Raw genomic sequence first — 23,147 nt, 5'->3', positions numbered from 1 at the left:
TTAATTTTTACTGAAACTAATTTTTCTTCTATATTTACTGCGGCGATCGCTTATTTAACAAATCTTCTTAACTTTTGACTTTTAACTATTAATTTTTGACTTTTCTTAACTTCTCTTACTTTTGATTTTTGACTTTTGAAATTTGATTTTTGAATTCTCTTATTTTTGATTTTTAACTATTAACTTTTGACTGATCCTAACTACTCTTACCTTTGATTTTTAACCTTTAACTTTTGACTATTCTTACCTTTGACTGTTGACTTTTGATTTTTTACTTTCTACCCTGGGAGGGATCGCCAGCCAATTTCCAGAGGGAATAAAACTCGCCCAAAAATAAGGATGACTGTACTTTTCCCCGGCTTCCCCCCCCAGCATCTCCAGTTGAGTCTGCCTTAAAGCTTCTGTTCGTCCCATGTCTCCTCCCAACAACCGTTGATAATACTTCACCATTAAGTCTTTCGTCCCTTGGTCATCAACTTTCCATAAACTAATTACCTGACTCTGGGAACCTGCGATCGCGAATGCTCGTCTAAGTCCATAAACCCCCTCTCCGGGACTTATTCCCCCCAGCCCTGTGTCACAGGCGGATAATACCACTAGCTCTGTGCCTAGCAAATTCAGCCCGGCGGCTTCCAAAGCGGTCAATAAACCATTATCTCCATCTATTTGTTCCTCTTTAACCCCAGCCAGAGCTAAACTTGCCCGTAGTAGGGAATTTTTATTTATCGTGGGATATTTCTCAGGATCTTCAATTGTTTCAAATAAACCATGAGTAGCAATATGCAATATGAAAGGACTTTGAACTTGTTTTACGGCTTCTTCAGTGGCTGCCTCTCGTAGTAAAGGTTCAACTCCAAGCAACTCACCAATGGCTTTGACCTCCTCTTCGGTTCCTGGTAGTCCAGAAAGACCTAAGTCGGAGACACCGAACCTACCCTTAGACTTAATAGTTACCTGATCTTTTTCCGAGTATGTAGGGTATCCTAGCAATACCGCTGGTGAGGTGTTTCTTGGTGTGGAGGTAAATGTGAGTAAGTCCCGTCCTGAGCTTAGGTAGGTGAAGCTATAGTTTTCTACGAGAAAGCGGTTATTCTCATCAACTAATGCTTCAAAAGGAATTAAATTGAGATTGCTATCAGGAGAAATCAGAATTTGTTTTTGTGACCCCAGTAGTTGACGTACAGGTTGCATCAGTTTTTGGTCAAGTTCTCTGGCTGTGTCTTTAAGCTGTTTTAGGGGAGTTTGGCTTTTGTCTCGTAGAGAAGTTCTAAACACTTTTATGATGTTTTTAAATTCTTCAACTGTTCCCAGGTCCATGCCTTGGGGTTCTCCCTCTCTACTTAGAACGTAAACCCCATAGCGTGGTTTACCGAATTTGCCTGTCTTGGGGTCAAAAGGAGAATACTGGACAAATTCTACTAAGGCAGCGTTGGCGGGTATCAACTCCTGAATAGCTTCTAAGGTTACAGGTTGGGTGGCTGCCCGAAACTGGCTACTGCGGCGACTAATTTTGTCTTCTAGTTCTTTTGCCTGTTGTTCTAAGAGGGCAAAATTTTCCTTGTAGGTTTCTAGAGGAAGATCTTTTGGTCCGTTATAGAGCAGAGTGGAAAGTTCACTATAAATATTATTAAGTTCGTCTAGCCATTGTAGTCCTTGAGTGTCGAGTTGTTGTCGGAGTATTTGTCTGCTGGTGGTGAAGAATTCGAGGAGGCGACCTTTGCGGCGTAGGATGGTGGTTAATGCTAGAGTGGTCGCGGCTGGGTCATTTGGTGCTGTTTGCAGATGGAGAGAGATGGCTCTAGCCTTTGCTCCTGAGATGGTTTGGAGATATTTGTTTTTTTGAGGTTCAGCCCCGGCGGCTAAGTTGTAAGTTAGGTTTTTTTCTTGCACTTCTAAGCCGCGTTTAAGGTATTGCACTGCTGAAGCAATGTCACCTTGAACATTGTAAAGTGTTGCCAAATTGTTGAGGCTGGAGGCAACATCAGGATGTTCAGCACCCAGGAGCTTCTTTCTCATCTCTAATGCTTGTATATACAATGGTTCCGCTTCTGTATACCTTCCTTGAGCATAGTAAAGTAAAGCCAAATTGTTGAGGCTGGTGGCAACATAAGGATGTTCAGCACCCAGGAGCTTCTTTCTCATCTCTAATGCTTGTATATACAATGGTTCCGCTTCTGTATACCTTCCTTGAGCATTGTAAAGTCCTGCCAAATTGTTGAGGCTGGTGGCAACTAATGGATGTTCAGCACCCAGGAGCTTCTTAAATATCTCTAATGCTTGTATATACAAAGGTTCCGCTTCTGTATACCTTCCTTGAGCATTGTAAAGTCCTGCCAAATTGTTGAGGCTGGAGGCAACTAATGGATGTTCAGCACCCAGGAGCTTCTTTCTCATCTCTAATGCTTGTATATACAAAGGTTCCGCTTCTGTATACCTTCCTTGAGCATTGTAAAGTCCTGCCAAATTGTTGAGGCTGGAGGCAACATCAGGATGTTCAGCACCCAGGAGCTTCTTTCTCATCTCTAATGCTTGTATATACAAAGGTTCCGCTTCTGTATACCTTCCTTGATCCTTGTAAAGTGCTGCCAAATTGTTGAGGCTGGAGGCAACATCAGGATGTTCAGCACCCAGGAGCTTCTTTCTCATCTCTAATGCTTGTATATACAAAGGTTCCGCTTCTGTATACCTTCCTTGATCCTTGTAAAGTCCTGCCAAATTGTTGAGGCTGGAGGCAACATCAGGATGTTCAGCACCCAGGAGCTTCTTAAATATCTCTAATGCTTGTATATACAATGGTTCCGCTTCTGTATACCTTCCTTGAGATTCGTAAAGAGAAGCCAAATTGTTGAGGCTGGTGGCAACATCAGGATGTTCAGCACCAAGGAGCTTCTTTCTCATCTCTAATGCTTGTATATACAAAGGTTCCGCTTCTGTATACCTTCCTTGAGCATTGTAAAGTCCTGCCAAATTGTTGAGGCTGGTGGCAACATCAGGATGTTCAGCACCCAGGAGCTTCTTTCTCATCTCTAATGCTTGTATATACAAAGGTTCCGCTTCTGTATACCTTCCTTGATCCTCGTAAAGTAAAGCCAAATTGTTGAGGCTGGTGGCAACTGATGGATGTTCAGCACCCAGGAGCTTCTTTGTCATATCTAATGCTTGTATATACAAAGGTTCCGCTTCTGTATACCTTCCTTGAGCATTGTAAAGAAAAGCCAAATTGTTGAGGCTGGTGGCAACATCAGGATGTTCAGCACCCAGGAGCTTCTTAAATATCTCTAATGCTTGTATATACAATGGTTCCGCTTCTGTATACCTTCCTTGAGATTCGTAAAGAGAAGCCAAATTGTTGAGGCTGGTGGCAACATCAGGATGTTCAGCACCAAGGAGCTTCTTTCTCATCTCTAATGCTTGTATATACAAAGGTTCCGCTTCTGTATACCTTCCTTGAGCTTTGTAAAGAAAAGCCAAATTGTTGAGGCTGGAGGCAACATCAGGATGTTCAGCACCCAGGAGCTTCTTTCTCATCTCTAATGCTTGTATATACAAAGGTTCCGCTTCTGTATACCTTCCTTGAGCATTGTAAAGAAAAGCCAAATTGTTGAGGCTGGCGGCAACATCAGGATGTTCAGCCCCCAGCGCCTGCTGCCTAATTTTCAAAGACTGCTCTAATAAAGGAACTGCTTCATCATATTTACCTTGTTTATATAGTTCAATAGCTTTGTCATTAAGTTCTGTGGCAGAAGCTAGGGACTGGTCTTTAGCTGAAGCCTGTCGCCAACTCAGTTTGTAACTTCCTTGTTGACCTTTTTCATAGGTATTGACAATAACTGTATAAGTTCCTGTTGTAGGTAGAGTTATTGTAATTTTGGCATTATTATTTTCCCCTCCATCATTATTCTCAGCAATTTTATTGGATCTTGGGTCTACTAACATTAAGTAAGCATCAAACTCAGAACTACTCAACTCAATAGTAATAGCTTCACCCGCCTTGCCCGTAAAAGTGTGCCACTGAAAGTAACTCCCATCTTCCAACAGCTCACTATTTTCATTGAGAGTCCCATTAATTATCAGCTCCTCAGTTGCTTCGGTTGTTGATGGTTCTTGTGGAAAGACATAAGTCTGTGCCCATACAGGCTGCACAACCAAAGCTTCTAGGCCATTGATAATAACAATAGCTGCCAGGCAAGTTTGGGCCAAATAAGTGATGCTGAAGATTCTGGTAAACATAAAAACAAAAGCCGGGTCAAAAATTATAACAGGATTTTTTATAACAATCATACCATAATTATACAGAATCAGCAATAAATTATCACTAATTTCCCCGGAGAACATCAACTTTAAAGCTCAAACTTGATCTTAACTTATGATGTTTTGAGCAATAAAATATTCTATTTTTACTATAGCGATCGCTCCCCTATTTCACAACAGCCGAGTATTTTATACCTAATAATACTATAGTCATATTTATCATTATTGTGAAGGGATAAAGCCTGACATTTAACCTTGAACTCTTAACCTTTTCTAACTTTTGAATTTTTCTAACTTTTGAATTTTAACCTTTAACTTCCTCTTACCTTTGAATAGGTAACCTTTGACTTTTCCGATCATACTATCCTCATATTTATCATTATTTTGAACCCATAAAATCTTACCCTTAACTATTAACTATTAACTTGATTTTTAAACTTTTAATTTTCTTAACTTCCTTTCACCTTTGAAGAAGTTACTTTTGACTATTTCTCATGACTATTTCTCACAGTGCGATCGCCTACTTAAGAAAACCCGAGTATCTCATAATTAATCAGGACTTATCAAACATATTTCAGAAGTTGTCCTTAGTTTAAAAAATTTTACCAGGCTATTATTTGAGATGATTATTATATGATAACACTTGATAACGTTAAACTTCAAGCAAGTCAAGAAATCCTAACAAATCAAGATTAATTTCCGTTCAAATAAAAATTTTTAGTATTCAAATTTACATAGATTAATTAAGATTACCACTATTTTGATCATTAAGAACAAAAAGCTACATTATTCCTCACTAAAATCTTAGGTAAAAAATCTATGGCTGAGAACCATCTGTCGCTCGAAAATAGAGACTACACATTTATTTTCGCCAGAAGTCATGAAAGCTGGTCTTTTTCTCATCCTCATTATGAGCATTGGCTTGCAGCCCAAACAAAAATCATTAACTTAGCAAAATTTTGTCAATCATTAGATAATAGTGGAATTACTGTTTACTTGGCATCAAAACCTTTTGTTAAGGAGACAAACACAGAGGTCATAACATTAGCCAGACTATTTCAGATTAAAAACCCGCCAAAAAGAATGGATTTAGTAACTAGCCTTGAAGACGCTATTAACGACTATTTTCAACGTCGAGATGCCAAGAAAACTCAAAATGGAGATATTATTTTAGTATTAGTAGATAAAATATCTCACGAGCAAAAAGCACTGATTAATTTAATTATCAATGCTACTAAGAAAATTAATTTTATTCCAGGTACACAAAAGAGCTATGAACTAGGAATTAGTTTTTTACAAGTAGGAGAAGATCAAGTGACAAAAGAACATCTAAACTACCTTGACGATCGCCTTGTTCAAGTTGGTGCCAAATGTGATATTGTAGATACAAAACTATGGTATAAAATCAAAGAAAAATTTATGACAAATATTCTAGTTAGTGCCTTAGTAGATTAAGAAACTAGATAATCAGGAATCAAAATTTATAGCTAAATTTAGAAGTTAAATTACTAGCATAAATTAAATTTTAGAGCTGGAGAATATTCAAACTATCCTAGAGACTAGTAAAGAAAACAACAAGTATATTTAAGTCTACATTCAAGATGTTTTAAAGAACATCTGTATTATATTGTTGGAGTATATTTTTCAACAACAATATAACAAAAATTACAACAGTTCCCAGAGTTGCCAACATCAAAAAAATGATTAGCAACTCTGGGATGTTGTATGCAGCCTCCCTACTTTGATATTTTCTCCGAAGATCCTAATTCGTTTGCTCCGAATGGTAAAAAATAATCTGGAATTGCGCCCCAACTAAGCCCTACCCAGAAATTGATCAAGGTTACCATTCTCCATTTCGGGAAAAAAACCTCATTGGTTATTTTAATAACTAGAACAGACCTAGATAATTAGTGATCATAAAATTTTTGTTTGTAATAGAGCTTTAACCCATGGAAAAATTAACCTTAGAAGTAAGAACTAAGACAAACCCTAAGACCCTTAACCCACAAGTACTCTCAAAGTCTCCCGCAACTCATCCACTGTAGTAGTTGCCGTGCCAAACTTACGCACCACAACACTAGCCGCCAAATTTCCTATGACTACAGCTTCCCAAGTCGAAGCACCAGCACCCAAAGCCAAAGTCAAAGCAGCGACAACCGTATCCCCAGCACCAGTCACATCAAAAACATCAGTCCGGTTAAAAGCAGGAACATGCCAACAATAAACATTAGAACTCCCATTTTCATAAATAGTTAAAGCAGGAGGAGAAAACTGAGAAGGAATTTCGCGATCAAACAAACTCATACCCTCATCACCTTGAGTAATTAAAACTTGCCGTGCATCAGTCAACTCCAACAAATCACATCCTGCCCGATAAAGACTATCACAATTAGAAATAGCATATCCCACTGCCTTCTCCGCCTCCGGAATATTAGGAGTAAACAAAGTTGCACCCCTGTAAAGTTCCAAATTTTTCTGAGTATCAACAATAGTTTTGTGAGAATTAGAAATACTTGCCTCAATAGCTGGTTTTGTGAGAACACCATCTCCATAGTCAGAACAAACAACAGCATAAACCTTATCAACTTGTTGCCGAATTAACTCCGCCAATTGTAATTGTAAATCAACAGATGGCAAATTATCAGATTTTCGATCCACCCTAATAATTTGTTGAGTCACAGACTGACGAGCATGACCAGAAATTCTAGTTTTAGTCACTGTAGGACGCTCAGAGTCAAGCAAAACTCCAGAAGTATCAACTTCAGCAGACTCAAGGATCTGACGTAGCGCCATACCCTGCTCATCCTCTCCCAACAAACCAATAGCCCTAACTTGAGCGCCCAACTTAGCAAAATTATAAGCTGCATTAGCTCCACCCCCGGGTACTTGCTCTGTAGTTTCATGACGTAAAATCAATACTGGTGCTTCACGAGAAATACGCTCAACTTGACCAGTCATAAATTCATCAAGGGTTAAGTCTCCCACCACTAACACACTAACTTGAGAAAAACCTGCCAGCAAGTTCATTAGTCGAGGGGTAGAATTTTTGAGTTGAGCGAGATATTCCGAGTCTAGTACCATAATTTATTTTTTAGCGTTGTATACTCTAAATAAGAATTATATGGCTTGAAAAACCTTACTGGAATGATATGAACTGTTAAGATCTGAGTACAATTAAAGGTAAGTTTTGCTAAGGACATAGCAAGATTTAGTAGTTGCTAACCACAGAAAATAGAGGGCGTGTTAGATTTCACCTTGTTCTACAAATACCTACATTGTTAATGAAAACTGCTATCAACTCTTATACCAAGAGTGAAAAAAACAATATTACAAATAGTTTTAAACTCAACTATAATAATATATGTGAAATAATTTCCTAAACTTACTAAGGTCCTCAAAGTTTTGAGCCCATAAAGTCTTCATAGATAAACTGCCTCCTTGTTAGAGTAAGGGGGGGTTTAATTCTAGGACTTGAGGTAGCAAGGGGAGATTTTAACTACTGCGAAAAGATATTACAAAGTATTTAGCAATCTGTTGTAATACATAACTTTAGTTATTTTAATCTACTACGACTACAAACTATCTACGTAGTTTGTCTACTTTGAAATGATAGGTTAAAACTTAAATTCAGAAGACAAGGGGATAAAGTGCACAATGGAAAAAATTTAATAAATTACCGTATCAAATCAATTTTTGAGAGTACACTACTCAACAGTGCCTTACAGTGCAATATCATGTTTGATAGTTCAACAGTAGTTTATGGTAGAAAGCTTAACTCACCCTAAATCAATTTCATACTCCTTTGTTATCTAATTTTCCTACTTCAACTTTTTGACAATAGCTACAAGTTGAGTCATTTGTTTTTTCAATGTCACTATTTCAGACTCCATTTTCTTAACTTTAGCTTCCAATGCCTGTATTTTGCCAGAACTATCTCCCCCATCTACTGTACTCTGAGGTTGAGCCTCAGTAGGACGTTTTTTGGCCAACTGAAAAGCTAATTGAATAGCTGCTGTTAATTCTTTTTTCTCAAAAGGTTTTTCTAGAAAGGCAAAATAATGTTTTTCAAAGGGTTCAGGAATTTTTTCTGCTACCTCTTCCTTACGACCTGACATAAGTACCAACGGAATCTTTTTTAATTGAGGTTGGGATTGAATTTTTTGAAATACCTGCCAACCAGTCACTTTAGGCAGTAAAAAATCCAACATAATTAAGTTAGGACGTTCCTTTAGAATATTTGTAAGTCCCTCTTGGCCATCCTTTGCTTCTAAAACATTAAAGTTTCCTTGAGGAAGCATTTCTTTGACTCTGACTCTAATGACCTTACTATCATCAATAACTAAAATTTTATGTCCTGCCACAACTTGCTCCTCTAGTGATGAGTTGGTGTTTTTAATTTCATCTTATATTGTTATGATCAGCAATAAATACGGGTAGTAACTCCCACCCGATATTCTATTGTGCTGGGCTTTTTGATGCTAAGGATAGCATCATTGTTTTTACACTCACTTGTTTTTATGTAAAAAATCTACAAAGTTATTATTTTTAATTTTTTACATAACTATTATAATCTTCATTTTGAAACATAATCTGTAGTATATCATCAGGGTTCTTGAGTTGTAGGAGCTAATAGCTATTTGTTCTCAACAAAAGAAGTTAAGAAAAATTATATTATTCAATAGGAGTAAGTAATTAAGCAAGTATTTATGTTTAATATTTTTCCGAGAATTTGACTTTGAAAAAATTTTAATAAATAGGATATATGTATTACAAATGCTTACCAAGATGAGGATTTTTATATTATTTCTAAGGTTACAAGTTGACAGATGTGCATGCATGTAATAACTTTGGCCGAAAACCTGCTATAAGCTCAATTGAGAGTTTTATAAGAAGAAAAATCATTGCATTCACTTCTTACACTATTCTTAAACGTGTTATTATACCTTAGCTGACTGGTATAGTAGTGACTCGGCGAGCCGTCGGATATTTTAACTACTATGGAGTTATTGTCAATATACTAGAAGTAATACTCACTTCAGGCAAGTGCGCCAGAGTCAGAAAAGTGTACATCAAACTCTTGCAGATAAGTGCACCAGAGGCAGAAAGAAAACTGAGAAATTTTCTATTTATTTTCACGATTACCTAACTTCGGAAAAATGTCAAGGCTACAAAAAAATGGTCAATTCAATTAAGATGAAAGCCCAAATTCAGAGTATGCCAAAGTGGCTGCGCCCCTCTTTGGGTAAAGCTAGTGAGATTTCTACTGTACAAAAAACTATCAAACAGCGTCAGCTCCATACAATTTGTGAGGAAGGTCGCTGTCCTAACCGAGGAGAATGCTATGCCCAAAAAACTGCTACTTTTTTGTTAATGGGTCCTACCTGTACTAGGTCTTGTGCTTTTTGTCAAGTAGATAAGGGTCACGCTCCAATGGCTTTGGACCCAGAAGAACCGCAAAAAGTAGCGGAAGCAGTGGAATTATTGGGTTTGAAGTATGTAGTACTGACTTCTGTAGCTAGAGATGATCTCTCTGATGGTGGTGCTAGTTGGTTTGTAGCTACAATGATGGCTATTAGGGATCGGAAGCCAGAGGCGAAAATAGAGGTTTTGACTGCTGACTTTTGGGGTGGTCAGAAGGTCAGGGGGGCTGAAAAGTTATCTGTTCCTCTAGCTCAAAGACAAAGAAAACGGATTGAGATTGTGGTAAATGCTGAACCAGCTTGTTATAATCATAATATTGAAACGGTTTCTAGGTTGCAAGGGCCTGTACGTCGTGGGGCCAAATATCAGCGATCGCTTGATGTATTGCGAATTGTTAAAGAGTTAAACCCCAGTATTCCTACTAAGTCTGGTTTGATGTTGGGACATGGAGAAAAGGAAACTGAAGTGGTAGAAGCAATGGGAGACTTGAGAAAGGTAGGATGCGATCGCATAACTCTGGGTCAGTATATGCGACCTTCCCTGGCACATTTACCAGTACAAAAATATTGGACACCAGAAGAATTTGATCATCTTGGGGCGATCGCTCTTTCAATGGGCTTTTCTCATGTTCGTTCTGGCCCCTTAGTTCGTAGCTCCTATCATGCTGGAGAGATATAGTATTTAAGATTATTTGGGAATAACTTCCAGAATATTCTGCCTCTATTCACAAGACATATACTGCCATTCATCTAATAACCAAGGACAATAAATTTGGGACTCCTAAGATTTTAGCTAATAAACATTGGTATTCCAGAATAGAATCTCACATAAATTTGTCTTTTGATATCCTCCTTGGCTATTGAGGAAGGGCATAATTCTAGGAAGCCAAAATTTTCCTACACGGTTGACCCTTTACAGACTACTGCACCTAACCCTCAGCGAACCCCTCCCATCTTTTAGATGGGAGTATTTTGGCCTTGCCTCTATGGCCTTGCCTCTACGTCCCTCTATTATTATTTATTATTAAACTGCCCAGTAGAAACAAAAAATAAAATTAGTTATTGATTAATAGTTCAGCTATCTCGTTTCAAGTATTAGGTTAAGGGTTTAAAAATTCACAAACTGATGACATCTTACTACAAAATCCATTGATTTTGGTCTAGTTTTTTCTGAATAAATTTTTACTTCAATAATTTTTTATCCTCCTGGGTACCACCCAACCTAAGCCCACCAAAACTACTTACTATATTGGCTTTATAGACAAAATCAGCAAACAACAAATCCTACTTAAATTTAACATATTTAGCAGTGCTAATAGTCAGTTATTAATAGTTTATATAGTATGTATTGTTATCTATAATTTTTCTTAGTATTATCAAGCAAAGTTTTGAATGGTCAATCTAAAATACTAGATTTTGACCTGTGGAATGTAGGTTTTACACTAGTATTTGGTAGAATAAAAATATATAGTTTTATATTTCAGGGTAAAAATGCCTTGGATAACTTTTGTCTTTTGAATTTTGCCTAGAGCTTAATAATTTTTTTGTGTAAAAAATAGCTGATTAACTGTGTGTTGACAAAATACCCAAGTTATATTTAATACATATTAATATATAACTATATAGATAAAAATTTAAGACCACAATCATATATTAAACCTTCAGGTATATTTTATGAAAAGAAGTATGGAAAATAAATATACTTATACTCATCCTTTAGGTAGATTTGTAACTATAGATGCACTATCATTTCATTTAGGAATTCAATGGGATAACATTTATAAAATTAGCTGTTGGAAATATGTAATTCATGTTGTAGGAAAAGGAAAAAGTAGGTTTGTCAGTTATGCAGATATGCCACCAGTAATAGGAGTAGAACCACCAAGAAAAGCAGACTTTGCTAAATGGCGAAAGCGAATAAAAACTAGAAAGCAAAAGTATGTACCTAAGTTTTGGGCACAGTTTTATGTCAAAAAAATAGAGAATTCAAACTCAATTAAAACATTATTAAATTGGAATAGTTTAGTTAATCAATGTAAGTCACTAATCTCACTAGAAGGAGTTCAAAAAATTGACCAGGCTGTGGTTGAAAGAAAACTTAGATTGGAGAAAATTAGTAACCTTAAGTATTAAAAAAAAACAGAAGTAAAAAAGATTATAGGTTATCTTATTTGGAGAATTGAAAATTTAATAATATAAGTATCTTCAGTTATCAGTAATAGTATTCAGCATTCAGGTTGAATCAAAACTTTACAGGTAGTAATAGCTTTGAAATTGTCTAGTTGTCCGCCCTCTATGGTCTTACTTTCATATCATTACTACCTCTTTTACTAAGACCAGAGGCTTGAAAGCTCCTAGTTTTGCTCAACAGCAATATAGCAGTCGCCAGAGTAGTTATGACTAGGACATTCTCAAACCCTTAAATTAAATTTAGTCCGCGCTGGGAATATACAGAGAATGGTTATTCCCTCCTATTGACTTATGCTATATCTACTCCCAATATTAACCAAATTGCCTCACAATATAAATATAGTCAAAGAATAAGGAGTAAACCATGCGACTCTTACACACCATGCTGCGAGTCAATAACTTAGAAAAATCTATAGAATTCTACTGTGATGTCCTCGGCATGAAACTACTACGTAAAAAAGATTTCCCTGGTGGCAAATTTACTCTAGCTTTCGTTGGTTATGGCGATGAGTTAAACCATACAGTATTAGAACTGACCTATAACTGGGACACTGATAAATACGATTTAGGCAATGCTTATGGCCATATTGCCTTGGGTGTTGATGATATTTATAGCACTTGCGAAAAAATTAAAGAACAAGGGGGTAAAGTTACTAGGGAACCAGGGCCAATGAAGCATGGTTCTACAGTTATTGCTTTTATAGAAGACCCAAATGGATATAAAGTAGAGCTAATTGAGTTAAAGAGTGACAACAGCAGCTTAGAAAAAAAAGTTGCAGCTAATACTAATTGAAAAGTTAGATATTGCTGAGGAGTAGAATGAATGATAAGTGGGGTAGTTACCCTATAACTAAAATCAAAATTCAGAACTCATAAATCAAAACTTAAACTCGCAGCACAGACTAAATTTAAGTGTAGGGAAAATATCCTAAGTACCTTGGGGACTGCTATACCAGTCTAAAAAATAAATGGGCAAAATGCCCATTATACAAAAATATTACAGTCATCCCCCATTATCTATAAGTGCTATACCAGAAAAAACCTTAAAGGAAAAAATTTAAAATACTTCAAATGCAGCCAACTGACCCAAGCAAATTTACAGAACAAGCCTGGGATGCTATAGTAAAATCCCAAGACGTTGCCAAACGCTACCAAAACCAACAACTGGAAGTAGAACACCTAATTATTGCCCTCCTAGAACAACAAGGCACAGCGAATAAAATCTTAAGCCGTTCTGGTATAGAACCAGAAAAGCTCCTACAACAAGTAGATGCTTTTGTGAGACGTCAACCTAAAGTTGGCAGTATAGAACATCTATATTTAGGTCAAGGTCTGGAAACTTTTTTAGACCTGGCTGATCAAGCTAAAGAAAAGTGGGAAGATAAATTTATTGCTGTGGAACACTTTCTACTCGCTTTTCACGAAGATAAACGTCTGGGTAATAAACTTATTGGTGGTGGAACTCCCCAACTACCAACTCGCCCTGGTTTTGCTCCCCCCCAAACTACTCTACAAATTGAATTTAAAGAACTAGAGGCAACTATTAAAGCATTTCGAGGTAGTAGCAAAGTCGAAGACCAAAACCCAGAAGCTACTTATGATGCTTTAGCTAAATATGGGCGTGACCTGACAGAGTTAGCGAAAGTAGGTAAACTTGACCCGGTTATTGGCAGAGATGAGGAAGTTCGGCGGGTGGTTAGTTGTCTATCTCGTCGGACAAAAAATAATCCTGTACTTATTGGAGAACCGGGGGTGGGAAAAACAGCGATCGCGGAGGGTTTAGCTCAACGTATTGTTAATGGTGATGTGCCAGAGTCTCTTAAAGAACGTCAACTTATTAGTCTTGATATGGGTAGTCTCATTGCGGGGGCTAAGTTTAGAGGAGAATTTGAAGAACGTCTTAGATCGGTTTTACGAGAAGTTACCCATTCTGATGGTCAAATAGTTCTGTTTATTGATGAGTTACATACAGTTGTTGGAGCAGGTTCTGGTGGGGGTAACAGTTCTGGTGTAGATGCCGGAAATTTGTTGAAACCAATGCTGGCTCGTGGTGAACTGCGTTGTATCGGTGCAACAACTATTGATGAATATCGCAAACATATAGAAAAAGATGCTGCCCTGGAACGTCGGTTTCAAAAAGTAGAGGTTGGTCAGCCTAGTGTTGAGGATACTATTTCTATTTTGCGGGGGTTGAAAGACCGCTACGAAACTCACCACGGTGTGAAAATTACTGATGCGGCTTTGGTTGCTGCTGCTACTTTGTCTAACCGATATATTTCTGACCGCTTTTTGCCAGATAAGGCGATCGACTTGGTAGATGAAGCTGCTGCTCAATTAAAAATGGAAATTACTTCTAAACCAGTTGAGTTAGAAGCTATTGACAGACGGATAATGCAGTTGGAAATGGAGAAACTTTCTATTGAGGGAGAGTTGTCAGGTACTAATAAGGAAAAAAATTCTGAAGCTATTCTGTCTACAAAGGTATCTCCTGCTTTAGAGCGCATTACTAATGAAATTAATAGTTTAAAGCAAAAGCAGGAGAAATTTTCTTCTCAATGGTCTGGGGAAAAAGAGTTGTTAAATTCTATTAATTCTTTGAAGGCAGAAGAAGATAAAATTAAAGTACAAATAGAACAAGCAGAACGAGCTTATGATCTGAATACGGCAGCTCAGTTAAAATATGGGCAATTAGAAACAGTTCATCGCGATCGCGAAGCCCAAGAGGCAGAGTTATTAAAAGTGCAAGCTCAAGGTTCTTTTCTCCTCCGAGAACAGGTGACTGATGGGGATATTGCTACAATTGTTGCTAAGTGGACTGGTATTCCGGTAAATCGTTTATTGGAGTCGGAACGGCAGAAATTACTACAACTGGAAAAACATCTTCATCAAAGGGTTATTGGGCAGTCAGAAGCTGTAGCAGCTGTAGCAGCAGCTATTAGAAGGGCGAGAGCAGGAATGAAAGACCCAGGAAGACCCATTGGTTCGTTTATGTTTTTGGGTCCGACTGGGGTTGGTAAAACTGAGTTGGCGCGGGCATTGGCAGGGTTTCTCTTTGACCGGGATGATGCTTTGGTACGAGTTGATATGTCGGAATATATGGAGAAACATGCTGTTGCTCGCTTGGTGGGTGCTCCCCCTGGATATGTGGGTTATGACCAAGGGGGTCAATTATCGGAGGCAGTCAGGCGACATCCTTATTCTTTGGTATTGTTTGATGAGGTGGAGAAGGCGCACCCAGATGTGTTTAATATTTTGTTGCAGGTTTTGGATGATGGTCGAATTACTGATTCTCAGGGTCGGGTTATTGATTTTAGTAATACTGTAATTGTGATGACTAGTAATATTGGTAGTGAGTATATTTTAGATGTGGCGGGAGATGATTCTAAGTATGAGGAGATGTATAAGCGGGTGATGGGAGCACTGCGAAAACATTTCCGCCCTGAATTTTTAAATAGGGTAGATGAGATTATTTTATTCCATACTCTAAGGAAGAGTGAATTACGTCAAATTGTGGAAATTCAAGTCAAGAGAATTGAACGGTTATTAGGAGAACAAAAGATTAGTTTGCAGTTGACTGATGCGACTTTAGATCACATTACTGAAGTAGGATATGACCCAGTTTATGGAGCCAGACCTTTAAAGCGGGCAATTCAGCGAGAATTAGAAAATCCTCTGGCAAATCAAATTTTGGAGAATAGGTTTGTTTGTGGGGATGTTGTGATCATTGATTTTGTAGATAGTGGTTTAGTTTTTAAGAAAAAAGAGGAGGGAAAATTGGTAAAAAGGTGATTATATAAATTGCGAGCTTCTAGCTCGCCTATGGTTAAATTATAAATTATTAGATATAGAAGTAGCTTAATATAATTTTACCATTAAACTTCAAAGAAAAACTTAGCCACTATTCCCTGTAATCATTCATCCTATCAGTTTACCTCCCTGCTCAAAAAGAAAAAGGAGTAGTAGAAAAAGAAAAATAAAACCCTTCCTCCTGAGCCGTTTTATCTAGGGAGTCCACATCCACTAAAGGAATTCCATAATCTAAGCGCATATTTATCTTCTCCCATAAATTTACCTGCAACCCCACCCCGGCCGCCGCCAAAGCCTTACTTCCTTCCTCCTCTTTACCATCACTATTCCATGCTACCCCCCCATCAATAAACGGCACTACCTGAAATAATCTATTTTTTCCAGATATCCAGGGCACGGGCAACCGCAACTCCACTGTTCCCAACGCTCCATTATCTGTCAAACGAGTATCCTGACGATAAGCTCTCACACTTCGATAACCCCCTAAACCAAACCTTTCCTTAGGCACCAAATCAGATGGAGATAACTGTAGATCTGCTCCCATCACCAACAAAGTATTTTTGCCTAACTCACGCACCCATTGTCCTTGACCCCGCCAATAAAAAAATCGACCATCCGGTTCATTACTATTCTTTGTAGCATCCAATATTCCCAACCCTACATTCAACTGAGAATTAAACGCCAAAACTTGATTTTTTCCCCGTAGTTCATAATCTTGGAAAAGCTGCAAAATTGATAATTTCGTTTCCCCATTTTCATCAGCACCCTCAGATAATGGATAATTCTCTCCTAATATAGAAGTTTGACTATCTCGCTTTATTGCAGATAAACCCAAACTTAAAGTTTGCCAGGGTGTTTGCATTATTGGTTGACTAAATGATAACTTGTAAGTATTTGAATTTGACTCAATATCAAGTCTTTCAAAAGGTGATTCTACCACCTTATTATCTCTGTGGCGATAAAATAGTTCGATACGACCATTACTGGAGTTCACAGGAATAGCATAAGATACTTCTACCATATCGCTGCCATCAGTATTAGTATAGAGAGCACTTAAACTGTCTCCAATACCTGTAACATTTCTATGGCCTACCTCTACCCCTCGCCTGAATGTTCCCACACTTGGTGCCCTGCCATTATTACTGATAGTTTCTATTTGCCAGGGGTTAGCTGTTTCTATTCTTATGTCTAACCTACTTGTATCTGGGCGGACTCCGGATGAAAGTTCCGCAGATAGAGTTTTGACTAAAGGGTCTATTTGTAATATTTGTAGGGCAGACAACAATTTTTCTTGATTCAGAGGAGCCGTGGTGGCTTTTTCTAACCGACTTTTGATATAATTTTCATTTAATCTACCTTGGATATTGACATTGATTTCACCAACTTTTCCTTCCACTACTCGGAGGGTGACTGTGCCATTTTCAGCCATAGTTTGGGGAGGAATAAATGCTCCCGATGTGATGTAGTTGTTTTTAGTATAAAATTTTGTAATGGCAGTGCGTGCTGCTATTAGTTGAGCAAAGGTAATGGGTTTATTTAGATAAGGTGTGAGTTGTTGTTGTAGCTCTTGGTTGCTAAATTTTGTGTTACCCTCAAAGTTGAATTGTTTGATAGTAACTTTTAGAGGTTCAGAAGTTGAGGTGGGAATATTTCCCTTACTGCTTGCGAGTAGATAGGGTGGGGGTTCAAAGGTGTCTAATTGTTCGCAGTTGGGAGGTATTAACCAAGGGGAGGTGGGAGTAGCAGTTTCGGGGTCAGTGATCAGTTCAATACCTTGAGAATTAGAGATCCAACCTTGTGCTTCAATGAACTCTTGCTCTGATGGAGTGATAGCTGGTGGAGGAGTAACTGAGGTTTCTGAGTCTTGCCAGAGGTAGGTGGGAGCCAAGGGTTCTTCGAGAGTTGGTGGTAAGCCGCCTCTTCCTGTAATGATGAATTTGCTTTTTTGTCCTTGTCGGCAAGGGTTTTGGTCGAGGAGGTTGGAGATATCTGGGATGGTATCCTCAAATTCTACTAGCCCGTCACTAGGATCTACATCAGGGGTGTTGATATTGACTTCTCCACTGAATGAAGCTCCTAATTTTGAGGTGGCGGTGATGTCACTTTTTTCGGTTTGTTCGGGACGGAATTCTGTGCCGAATATGCCGGCTGCGGTGATGTTAACTCGGCCTCCAAATCCTTCGACAGCGTTAGCAGTGATGTCGCTGTTGTCTCGGGCAACTAGGTTTTCCGTATTAATGGTAATATTACCTCCAGTAGCCGTGCCTTCAGAATTAGTGGTGATGTTGCTGTTGTTACGCAGGATGAGGTCTTTATTATTATTGATGGTAATGCTGCCTTGACCTCCTTTGGTTTCAGCTTTGAGACTAGCTTGGTTTTCGATGCGGATGTTGTTGCTGTTTATTATTAAGTCACCTGCAGCTTGTTGGGTAGCAGAGGTGACTATAATTTCGGCTTCGTTCCGGAGGTTGAGGGTTTCGGTGTTGATGGTTATGGTTCCTGCTGCTCCTGTTGATTCATTTGTTGCTTCTGCGGTTAAGCGACTGAAGGATTTACCATCAGGAGATTTGCCTATTATTTCTATGTCTGTAGCAGAGACTATTAAATTCCCTGCATTTCCCTGACCCACAGTACCGGCAGACATAACGGCTCCATCTTGCAGCGTTAAACTTTCTGCAACTTCCACCGTCAAATTCCCTCCGTTACCTGTTGTTTCAGTGATTGTTGTAACAACAACAAAACCACTCATTTCTATGTCTCTAGCAGAGACTGTTAAATTCCCTGCATTTCCCTGATACCCAGTACCGGCAGACATAACGGCTCCATCTTGCAGCGTTAAACTTTCTGCAACTTCCACCGTCAAATTCCCTCCGTTACCTTCTGCTAATGTCGTTGGAAAAAATCCAGTCGCATAATTCCCACCATTTATTTCTATGTCTCTAGCAGAGACTGTTAAATTCCCTGCATTTCCCTGACCCACAGTACCGGTATAAATAACGGCTCCATCTTGCAGCGTTAAACTTTCTGTTTTCACCCTCAACTCTCCGACATCTCCCTTACCATAAGTGTTTAGAAAAATAGAACTCATAGTCTTATTAAAAGTATAGGTAAAATTAACAATTTTTATTTTCACAGGAATCTTCTCAAAAGGTTTTGTAGGTCCTATTTTAATAGACTTAGATGCTCTAATAATTGAATTTCCTCCGTCCTCATCACCCAATATCTTTCCTAAAATTAGTGAATTATCTTGCACGTTGATCTCTTCTCCTTGAATTTGAAATTCTACTCTTCCATTTCCACTTATATCTATAGAACTCGCTTCTGATAGTATGATTTGGCCAAATTCCAGATTTTTATCATAGCTAAGGGTACGGTCGGTAGTGATTTCTACTACACCATTCTGAACACTTCCTAATTCAACACGTCCTCCATCTGATGTGAGGTTTCCCCCCCTTAAGAATATATCACCACCAACTAACCCTAAGGTTTGGCCTTGGGAAACTTCCAACCCTAGATTCCGGTCCTCTTTTCTGTTTCTATATCCATATGTTTCTAGGTACTCTGACATATTTATGTTATGACCTTGACCCTCAACCAGAATACTACCTGGCTTTTCGGGCAACCTCAAACCAATGGGAACATTAACTGTAAGTAGTGGGGGCGCTTGAGGGTCTGAACTAGCAAATTCAAATCCATTTTTAAATAAGATACTATCGGCAGTAGCTCCATAGAATGAACCTTGGACATCTAGTTTAGCCTCTGGTCCAAAGATTATGCCATTGGGGTTAATGAAAAATAAATCAGCTTTTCCATCTACACCCAAGGTTCCTAATATGTTAGAGCCATTGTTTCCTGTGACCCGAGTCAGGATATTTTGAACTCCATCAGGGTTGCTAAAGTAAACCCCTCGTCCCTGTTGAATGTTGAATTCTTGAAAACTGTGGAATAAGTTGGCCCCTCTTTGGGCCCCGCCATCTATGCGATCGCTTTCTATCCCTTTAATATTGATATTCGGTGTGACGACTGAATTTTCTTCTCCCAATGTATTATCTGGTTGGAGTTGAGCGAGGGCGGAGGGGGAAAAAAATCCAAAGAGGAGAAAATGAATAAAAAAAGCGAGGGCAGAGGGGGAAAAAAATCCAAAGAGGAGAAAAACACTAAGAGTAAGATTTCGCCATAAATCTTCTGAATTTAAAGATTCTGTTCTTAAATAGCGATTTATTGTAGATGATTTGCGGCGTAGCGTTATTGTAAAATTTGTGTGAGATTTAAGTAAATATTGACGAGTTACAACAAAATAAAAATTCATATTTTTTAACTAAAATAATCCTGTCATTATTATCTAATAATCAAACATTTTTCGCAAATAAATTTAATATTTCCAGGACTTACGCAGTGCCGGCATATATAGTGCATTTTTGACAATAAATTTAGATATTTACACTACAAGTAGTGCCTTTACGTAAGTCCTGAATCTAAATTATAGCAGTTTTCAAATTGATGAACTACATCATCATAACCAAAATTTTGTAGGGACATTGCATAAGGGCGTCCCTACTGTGGTCTACCAAGATGAAAACTGCTGTAAAATGACTATAAGTCCTGAACTAATAACTGATTTTGTTGTGGGTAAAAACTTAGTTGAGGCAGATGTCTAGATGTCTAATAGATAGATATTTGTGTTCGCTTAAGGGTTTGTAACGGTCAGTGCAACCCAACCTACAAGAGAATAAATTATTAATTATGCTGAGGCTAGGGAATGTCGCCATGGAATTTTGTTAGGCTATTATATTTTTAGTAGAAAAGTTTTTTTCTAGAACATTATGGAACAGGGGTCTCCCCTTTTCCCTGTATTGCTATAACCAATTCCCGACCATAATAAATGGTGACCAATAATAAGGTTTCTTGTATTCCTCTGAATTTGTTTCAATCTCTCCTTTGATAAATTTAATTTGAACTTGACGTAGTGCTTCTGCTTTTTTCAGTTGTAAAGTATTAGACTGAAATAATTGTTGATAAAATTGTTTCATTAATTCTGCTGTAGAGGCATCATCTACCCTCCATAAACTCCCTAAAACACTACGAGCGCCCGCCCGAACTGCAACTCCAGCTAAACCCAATGCTGCTCGTTGATCTCCAAATGCTGTTTGGCAAGCACTTAAAATTAATAATTCTATAGCTCGCTGTGATCGCTGCAAATTCTCACTCTGGAGCAGTTGATCGAAATCTTTAACGTTAATAGGTTTATCCCATGCTAAAATGAAGGTTTGATCAGAATTAGAGCTAAATTGTCCGTGAGTTGCAATATGGACGATGTTAAAGGACTCAGAATTAATTTTGTCAGATATATTAATTTCTGTGAATTTTTCATCTACTAATGCCTCAGACTGTGGCGCCGTTTTATTGATACTCTCTAGTTCCTGTTTAACATTAGGTAAATCATCATAGCCTCTCTGTCTATAACTTGGTGCTTCTTTATCTGTTCCAGTAGTTAATACTCGTATTTGCTGTTTTAATAAGGGTTTGGGAGGGAGCAATTCCAAACTGGGAGCCACAGCGATCGCGTATCGTTCCACTAAATATCTTTCCCGTTTACTATCATATAAAACGGACATAGGAATATTTCTGAGATTTCCTTCCAAGACAAAAACTAGGGTTTTTATTTGACTCGCATCATCTTTTAGATCTATTTCCAAATATCCCTCAAAAGGTTTAATTAACCAATTGTAAAGTTGATTTGACTGGAATTTGACTTCACCTATTAGTCTTGGTTTTCGCTTTAGACTCGTAATATTAACTCTGAGTCCCAATAGGTTTTTCTCAAATTTAGCTTGAAAGTCATTCTCACTCACGGTAGCATAACGAAAACTATCAGTACCAGGCAATTTAAGAATTACACTTAATCTATCCTTGAATAAGATTGGATAAATAACAGCTACATTCTCATCAATTTCATCAATATTAATATCCTGAGCATTCACACAAGCATCTTGGAAAAAATTATCCAATTCTGCCAATTGTAGAGATTCAATTACTTCAACAGCAACTTTAATATTTTCCACATTGGGTTGATTTGAGCCGAGTTCAGGTTGAAGTAATAAGTCTAGTAATTTTCTATACAAAGGTTCAATACTATCACGAAAGTTAAACTGAATATTTCTATTTAATGCTACTAAATCCTGTCGTAAAACTTGGAGAGTATTAAAAGCAGATTTGTCAGCTAAGAGTGCCTCTGAATAATTTCCTTGCTTAATAAAAATATCTCCTAATTGTTCTTGGAGTTGATAAACAATATCATAAGCAGATACTTTTTGAGCAGTCAATAATGCTTTATTTGTCAATTTAAGTGCTTCTTCTAGGTTTCCTTTTTTGAGATTCAATTTTGCCTTGGTACTAAGTCCATAAGCTTCTAAACGGAAATTATTAATATCTTTTGCTTCTTCAATTGCCTGATTTAATAATTCGCTAGGTGGAGTTAACTTAGTAATATTAGTTTGAAATTCAACAAAAGCTGATTGATCTTTAATTTCCTCAATATTTGTAAAAATTTCTGCTAATTTAATTCTGGCTCTAATTGATTTAGGAGTAGGATTAATTTGATTTAAAAAATCAATAATTTCGGGTAAAGTTTCAATCTGAAATTGTACATAAGTATCTAAATCACCAATTTCTTTAGTAAATTTGACTAGCAAACTAAGATTATTAATAGTTCCTTGAATTTGAACTGATTTGTCAGTAGAAATACTGGCAGCTTCTTGATAATTAGATAAACTTTGATCAACTAGGGTTCGAAGCGCTCGTTCATCTTTTCCACTTCTACGATCGACAGCAATATTTTGAGCTTGAGAAAGCCTATTGTTACCTAAACTTATCAACAATTGAGCTTTAGTATTGTTAGAATTTACCCACTTATAACTTGCTTCTAATACCTTTTCAGATAACTCCAATTTACCGAACGCCAGCAGTCCATTTCCTAAAATTTGTAATCCCTGAAAATTTAGGCTAGTATTTGATGTTTGAAACTTTTCCAGAACATTTTCTAAGTCATTTTCAGTTAAGCGAGCGCATTCTAAATCATTGCCAAATGCTTGTAAGACAGTATTACACGAACGTCCATAAAAACCCAAACTGGTTAAAGCTTGAGCTTGATTAATTTTGGTACCGATAATACCAGTTTGATTTTGATTTTGGCGATAAAGTTCCTCTGCTTTTTGCCAAATTTCTAATGCTGCTTCTGCCTTTCCTTGTTGTAATAATTGAGTTCCTTCTTGAACTAGATGAGTGGCAGAAGATTCAGCTAAAGTGGGAGGTAAAATATTAATTCCCACAGTGATACAGAAACTTAATAGAGTAATAGCGAGCAATTTTATGATCTTCATAATAAATATATATAAATGTCTAAACAATAAAGAGTGTATTGGGTTTCACTTCCTTCTACTTTCAATTACTTTCAACTGGCGTGTCATAATTACCTAAGCT

At 37.6% G+C, this 23,147-nt stretch carries 10 protein-coding genes; 5 read left to right on the top strand and 5 right to left on the bottom strand.

Going from position 1 to position 23,147, the window contains the following annotated elements:
- Nucleotides 1-243: 243 nt before the first annotated feature.
- Complete coding sequence (locus TERY_RS16795; RefSeq protein ID WP_370495701.1) at nt 244-4,281, bottom strand: tetratricopeptide repeat protein; 4,038 nt, start codon at nt 4,279-4,281, stop codon at nt 244-246.
- Between the two features lie 789 nt (nt 4,282-5,070).
- Between TERY_RS16795 and TERY_RS16790 the strand changes: the two genes are divergently transcribed.
- On the top strand, nt 5,071-5,706 hold the full coding sequence (locus TERY_RS16790) for a hypothetical protein (RefSeq protein WP_011612928.1): 636 nt from the start codon (nt 5,071-5,073) through the stop codon (nt 5,704-5,706).
- 543 nt (nt 5,707-6,249) lie between these two features.
- Here the strand turns inward: TERY_RS16790 and TERY_RS16785 are convergent.
- Both TERY_RS16785 and TERY_RS16780 read right to left on the bottom strand, forming a co-directional pair.
- Nucleotides 6,250-7,332: a PfkB family carbohydrate kinase gene (locus tag TERY_RS16785; RefSeq protein WP_011612927.1), complete on the bottom strand. Its 1,083-nt coding sequence runs from the start codon at nt 7,330-7,332 to the stop codon at nt 6,250-6,252.
- A 737-nt stretch (nt 7,333-8,069) separates the two neighbouring features.
- Nucleotides 8,070-8,612, bottom strand: a complete 543-nt coding sequence (locus TERY_RS16780) for a response regulator (protein WP_011612926.1) — start codon at nt 8,610-8,612, stop codon at nt 8,070-8,072.
- A gap of 814 nt (nt 8,613-9,426) precedes the next feature.
- Here TERY_RS16780 and lipA point away from each other — a divergent pair.
- From lipA to clpB, 4 genes are all read left to right on the top strand, one after another.
- Nucleotides 9,427-10,350 (top strand): lipoyl synthase, encoded by a 924-nt coding sequence (lipA, locus tag TERY_RS16775; protein WP_011612925.1) that lies wholly within the window; start codon nt 9,427-9,429, stop codon nt 10,348-10,350.
- 1,007 nt (nt 10,351-11,357) lie between these two features.
- Nucleotides 11,358-11,804: a hypothetical protein gene (locus TERY_RS16770; RefSeq protein ID WP_213960288.1), complete on the top strand. Its 447-nt coding sequence runs from the start codon at nt 11,358-11,360 to the stop codon at nt 11,802-11,804.
- Between the two features lie 421 nt (nt 11,805-12,225).
- On the top strand, nt 12,226-12,654 hold the full coding sequence (gloA, locus tag TERY_RS16765; protein ID WP_011612923.1) for a lactoylglutathione lyase: 429 nt from the start codon (nt 12,226-12,228) through the stop codon (nt 12,652-12,654).
- 278 nt (nt 12,655-12,932) lie between these two features.
- A complete protein-coding gene (clpB, locus tag TERY_RS16760; protein ID WP_011612922.1) occupies nt 12,933-15,650 on the top strand; it encodes an ATP-dependent chaperone ClpB in 2,718 nt (905 codons plus the stop codon).
- Between the two features lie 151 nt (nt 15,651-15,801).
- Here clpB and TERY_RS25615 read toward each other — a convergent pair whose 3' ends face one another.
- Together TERY_RS25615 and TERY_RS16750 are read right to left on the bottom strand one after the other, a co-directional pair.
- The gene (locus TERY_RS25615; RefSeq protein ID WP_011612921.1) at nt 15,802-19,977 is read right to left on the bottom strand and encodes a filamentous hemagglutinin N-terminal domain-containing protein; all 4,176 of its coding nucleotides are present in this window, start codon (nt 19,975-19,977) and stop codon (nt 15,802-15,804) included.
- Between the two features lie 547 nt (nt 19,978-20,524).
- Nucleotides 20,525-23,047, bottom strand: a complete 2,523-nt coding sequence (locus TERY_RS16750; RefSeq protein WP_011612920.1) for a CHAT domain-containing protein — start codon at nt 23,045-23,047, stop codon at nt 20,525-20,527.
- Nucleotides 23,048-23,147: the final 100 nt, after the last annotated feature.

Origin of the sequence: Trichodesmium erythraeum IMS101 (assembly GCF_000014265.1) — a bacterium.
Classification (GTDB): Bacteria; Cyanobacteriota; Cyanobacteriia; order Cyanobacteriales; family Microcoleaceae; genus Trichodesmium; species Trichodesmium erythraeum.
Note: the sequence above shows the minus strand (reverse complement) of the source record. Positions and strands in the feature narration are given on the sequence as shown.